Source organism: Wenjunlia tyrosinilytica, from assembly GCF_014646055.1.
GTDB lineage: Bacteria > Actinomycetota > Actinomycetes > Streptomycetales > Streptomycetaceae > Wenjunlia > Wenjunlia tyrosinilytica.
Genome location: NZ_BMMS01000101.1, coordinates 1 through 5,021 on the forward strand (window position 1 = coordinate 1; position 5,021 = coordinate 5,021).

General features: G+C 70.8%; 1 protein-coding gene. It reads left to right on the top strand.

The annotated features are described in order from the left end of the window. Window positions 1–5,021: type I polyketide synthase (locus IEY86_RS35580; RefSeq protein WP_189136040.1), on the top strand; the 5,021-nt coding region annotated here is incomplete at both ends.

Below are 5,021 nucleotides of genomic sequence, written 5' to 3' on the forward strand. Positions count from 1 at the left end.
CTGGCGACCTACGGCCAGGGACGTTCCGACGATGAGCCGCTGTGGCTGGGCTCGCTGAAGTCCAACGTCGGCCACACACAGGCAGCCGCGGGTGTCGCGGGTGTGATCAAGATGGTGCTCGCGATGCGGCACGGTGTGCTGCCCCAGACCCTGCACGTCAAGGACCCCTCGCCGCACGTGGACTGGTCGTCGGGTGCGGTGGCGCTTCTGACCGAGGCCGTGGACTGGCCCGAGACGGGTCGCCCACGGCGTGCTGGAGTCTCCTCTTTCGGTATCAGTGGGACCAATGCGCATGTCGTGCTGGAGCAGGCGTCGGACGAGCCCGTGGACACGGCTGCCGAGGTAGCCGCTCCCGTCGTGCCGCCGCTGGCCTGCGGTGCGTTGCCGTGGGTGGTGTCGGGACGTGGCGAACAGGCATTGGCAGGACAGGTCGGACGACTGGCCGCCCATGTGGAGGGCTCGCCAGGGCTGCGTCCGGTTGATGTGGCGTGGTCGCTGGTGGGGACACGTGCGGCGCTTGAGAATCGCGCGGTCGTTCTGGGCGGGGATCGGGGGGCGCTTCTGAGCGGGCTGGACTCGCTCGCTCGGGGTGACGCGGTGTCTTCGGTGGTGCGGGGTGTTGCCTCGGATGTGGGCCGGACGGTGTTCGTCTTTCCCGGTCAGGGTGCTCAGTGGGTCGGGATGGGGCGGGAGCTTCTGGACTCTTCCCCGGTGTTTGCGGCGTCGTTGGAGGCGTGCGGGGCGGCGCTGGGGTTGTTTGTCGACTGGTCGTTGCTGGATGTGGTGCGTGGTGTGGTCGGGGCGCCGGGGCTGGATCGGGTGGATGTGGTTCAGCCGGTGTCGTGGGCGGTGATGGTCTCNTTGTCGCTGGAGGACGGTGCCAGGGTCGTGGCGCTGCGCAGCCGTGCGTTGAGGGTGATCGCGGGTCGTGGCGGGATGGTGTCGATGGCCCTGCCGCTGACCGAAGCCGAGGAGCTGCTGGCCCACTGGGCAGGGCGCGTCTCGGTCGCGGCCGTCAATGGGCCCGGCTCGGTGGTGGTCTCCGGGGACGAAGGCGCTCTGGAGGAGTTGCTGGTCAGGTGTGACGCGCAGGGCATGCGAGCGCGGGCCGTACCCGTCGACTACGCCTCCCACTCATGGCATGTCGAGGCCATCGAGGACGAACTCGCCCGGGTACTGGAGGGGGTTGCCCCGCGCTCGGGCTCGGTGCCGTTCTTCTCCACGGTCGAGGCGGAGTTCATCGACACCGCGACGCTGGACGCCGGTTACTGGTATCGCAATCTGCGGCAGCGGGTGCGCTTCGACGAGGCCGTGCTCGGTCTCGTCCAGGAAGGGCATGGGGTCTTTGTCGAGGTCAGCGCGCATCCCGTGCTGTCGATGGCCGTCGAGGAGGCCGCCGAGGACGCCATGGTCGGCGGGACCCTGCGGCGCGACGACGGAGGCGCGGACCGTTTCCTGACCTCGCTCGCGGAGCTGTATGTGCGCGGTGTGCAGGTGGACTGGACAGCGGTCCTGGCCGCCCATGGACCCCGTACCGTCGAACTGCCCACTTATGCCTTCCAGCGAGAGCGCTACTGGCTCGAGAGCGCGGACGCGAAGGCGGGTTCCGATCAGGACGTACGGACCGCGATCGACGCAGGTTTCTGGGAGGCGGTCGAGAAAGAAGACCTCGAAGCCCTCGCCGACACCCTGCGCTTGGCCGATCAGACCCCGCTGACCGAGCTGCTGCCGGCTCTGTCGAGCTGGCGCAGGGACCTCCTCACCCGCTCCACGGTCGACAACTGGCGGTACAAGGAGACCTGGAAGCCGATGGCTCCCGGTCCCCGCGGCACGCTCTCGGGCACCTGGCTCGTGGTGGTCCCGGCCGGGGATGCCCACCAGGACCTGGTGGGTGCGGTCCTGACGTCGATGGCCGAGCACGGGGCCGAGGTGATGTCCCTCGAACCGGCGCCGGAGCATGCGGATGCCGGCCTTCTGGCGGGACAGCTCACGGAGGCTCTGTGCGATGTGCCCTCGGCGGCAGGCGTGCTGTCACTGCTCGCCCTGGACGAGCAGCCGCTCCCGGCTCACCCCGAACTGGCCGCGGGGACGGCCCTGACCGTCTCCTTGTACCAGGCACTCGGCACGCTGGGCATCGGCGCACCCCTGTGGTGTGCCACGCGCGGTGCCGTGAGCGTCGGCGAGTTCGAGCCACTGACGAACCCGGCCCAGGCGGCTGTGTGGGGGCTGGGCCGCGTAGCAGCGCTGGAGTCCCCGGAGCGCTGGGGCGGCCTCGTCGATCTCCCCGACACAGCGGACCCGAGGGGCTTCGCCGCGCTGTGCGCCGTCCTCAACGGTCAAGGGGGTGAGGACCAGGTCGCGCTGCGCAGCTCCGGCCGGTTCGCCCGTCGGCTCACGCCGTCACCTCTCCCGGCTTCACCGGGCAGCAGGACATGGACTCCTCGCGGCACCGTCCTCCTCACGGGTGGAACGGGTGCGCTGGGCGCGCATGTGGCGCGCTGGCTGTCCCGCAACGGGGCCGAGGACGTGGTGCTCACCAGCAGAAGGGGCCCGCAGGCCCCCGGACTCGCCGCGCTCGAGGCCGAACTGGTCACCGCCGGGACCCGGGTGACGATCGCGGCCTGCGACGTCGCGGACCGGGATCAGCTGGCCGGGCTCATCGGCGGTCTGCGGGACGAAGGCCGCCCGGTCCGCGCGGTGATCCACGCCGCGGGCATCAGCCGACTGGGGCCGCTCGCAGAGGCATGCCTCGCCGATTTCGCGGACACCGCGGCGAGCAAGGTGACCGGCGCTCGGAACCTGGTCGACGTCCTCGATCCCGCGGAGCTGGACGCCCTGATCCTGTTCTCCTCCATCTCCGGTGTCTGGGGGGTCGGCGACCACGCCGCCTACGCCGCGGCCAATGCCTCGCTGGACGCGTTCGCACTCCAGCAGCGGGCCGCGGGGCTGCCGGTGATGTCGGTGGCCTGGGGTCCCTGGGACGGCGGAGGGATGATCCCCGAGGAGTTGCACGCACCGCTGCACCGGCGGGGAATCCCCGTCATCGCCCCCGAGCCCGCGCTCGTCGCCCTCCAGCAGGCGCTGGACCACGAGGACACCGTCGTGGCGGTGGCCGACGTCGACTGGGACCGCTTCGTGCCCGTCTTCACCGCGGCCCGGCCGAGCCCGCTGATCGCTCATCTGGAGTCGTCCGACGAGCCCACCGCGGCCGACGGCCGGCGGAAGGACTCCTCCACTCCGGGGCAGGCCGAGGGCTCCTCGCCGACCGGGCGCCTGGGCTTGCTGTCCACCGCAGAGCAGGACCGTCTTCTGAGGGACCTTGTGCGGGCGCAGGCGGCTGCCGTACTGGGGCACTCGTCGCCCGACTCGGTGGACGCGACTCGCGCGTTCAAGGACATGGGCTTCGACTCGGTGAGCGCGGTGGAACTGCGCAACCGGCTGAACGCGGCGACCGGCCTTCGATTGCCGACGACGCTGGTGTTCGACCACCCCAACCCGAATGTGCTGGCCAAGCACCTGCGTGGGCGGCTTCTCGGTGAGACCCAGACCGTCCCCGCCGCACCTGCGGTCGTGGTCGGGGCGGGCGCCGACGATCCGATCGCGATTGTCTCCCTGGGCTGCCGCTATCCCGGAGGCATCCGCACCCCCGATGACTTCTGGCAGGTGATCACCGCCGACGCGGATGTCATCTCCGGCTTCCCCACCGACCGGGAATGGGACACCGCCTCCCTGTTCGACCCCGACCCGGACCAGTCGGGCAGGTCGTACGTCCGCGAGGGCGGATTCCTGCACGACGCGGGCCACTTCGACCCGGCGTTCTTCGGGATCTCACCACGGGAAGCCGCGGCCATGGACCCCCAGCAGCGGCTGTTGCTGGAGACCTCCTGGGAGGCGCTGGAACGGGCGGGAATCGATCCGACGACACTTCGGGGCAGCGGCACCGGAGTCTTCGTCGGCACCACCGATCAGAACTACGGGGCGCTGCTGCGACGCGGCACCGAGGGGACCGAGGGCTACCTCGTGACCGGGGGATCGCCCGCCGTTGCCTCCGGCCGTGTCTCCTATCTGCTCGGATTCGAGGGCCCGGCGGTGACAGTGGACACCGCCTGCTCGTCTTCGCTGGTCGCCCTGCACCTGGCGGTGCGCTCGCTGAGGTCCGGTGAGTGCTCGATGGCCCTCGCCGGGGCCGCGATGGTCATGGCCGATCCCGCTCCCTTCATCGGCTTCAGCCGCCAGCGGGGGCTGGCCCCGGACGGGCGCTGCAAGCCGTTCGCCGAGGCCGCGGACGGGTTCGCGCTCGCCGAGGGCATCGGTGTGCTCCTACTGGAGCGGTTGTCGGACGCGCGGCGCAACGGTCATCCCGTGTTGGCGGTCGTGCGCGGTACGGCGATCAATCAGGACGGTGCCAGCAATGGGCTGACGGCTCCGAGCGGACCGTCCCAGCAGAGGGTGATCCGTCAGGCACTCGCCGATGCCGGTCTCGCGGCATCCGAGGTCGATGTGGTGGAGGCGCACGGTACGGGCACGCGGCTGGGCGATCCGATCGAGGCACAGGCCTTGCTGGCCACGTACGGCCAGGGACGTCCGGAGGAAACGCCCCTGCTGATCGGCTCGGTGAAGTCCAACATCGGCCATACCCAGACGGCGTCCGGCCTGGCCGGTGTGATCAAGATGGTGCTGGCGATGCGGCACGGTGTGCTGCCCCGCACCTTGCATGTGGACCGGCCCTCCTCCCATGTGGACTGGACGTCCGGCGCGGTGTCGCTGGTCACCGAGGCCGTGGACTGGCCGGAGACCGGTCGCCCCCGGCGTGCCGGTGTCTCGTCGTTCGGCATCAGTGGGACCAACGCACACGCTGTGCTGGAGCAGGCGCCGCCCGAGGAGGACACGGGGCCGGTGGGGGACGCGTTGCCCGCCCCGGTGTTGGCGGGTGTCGGTGTGGTGCCGTGGGTGGTTTCCGGGCGTGGTGGGGAGGCGTTGGCGGGGCAGGCTCGGCAGTTGGGCGCGTTTGCAGGGGCACG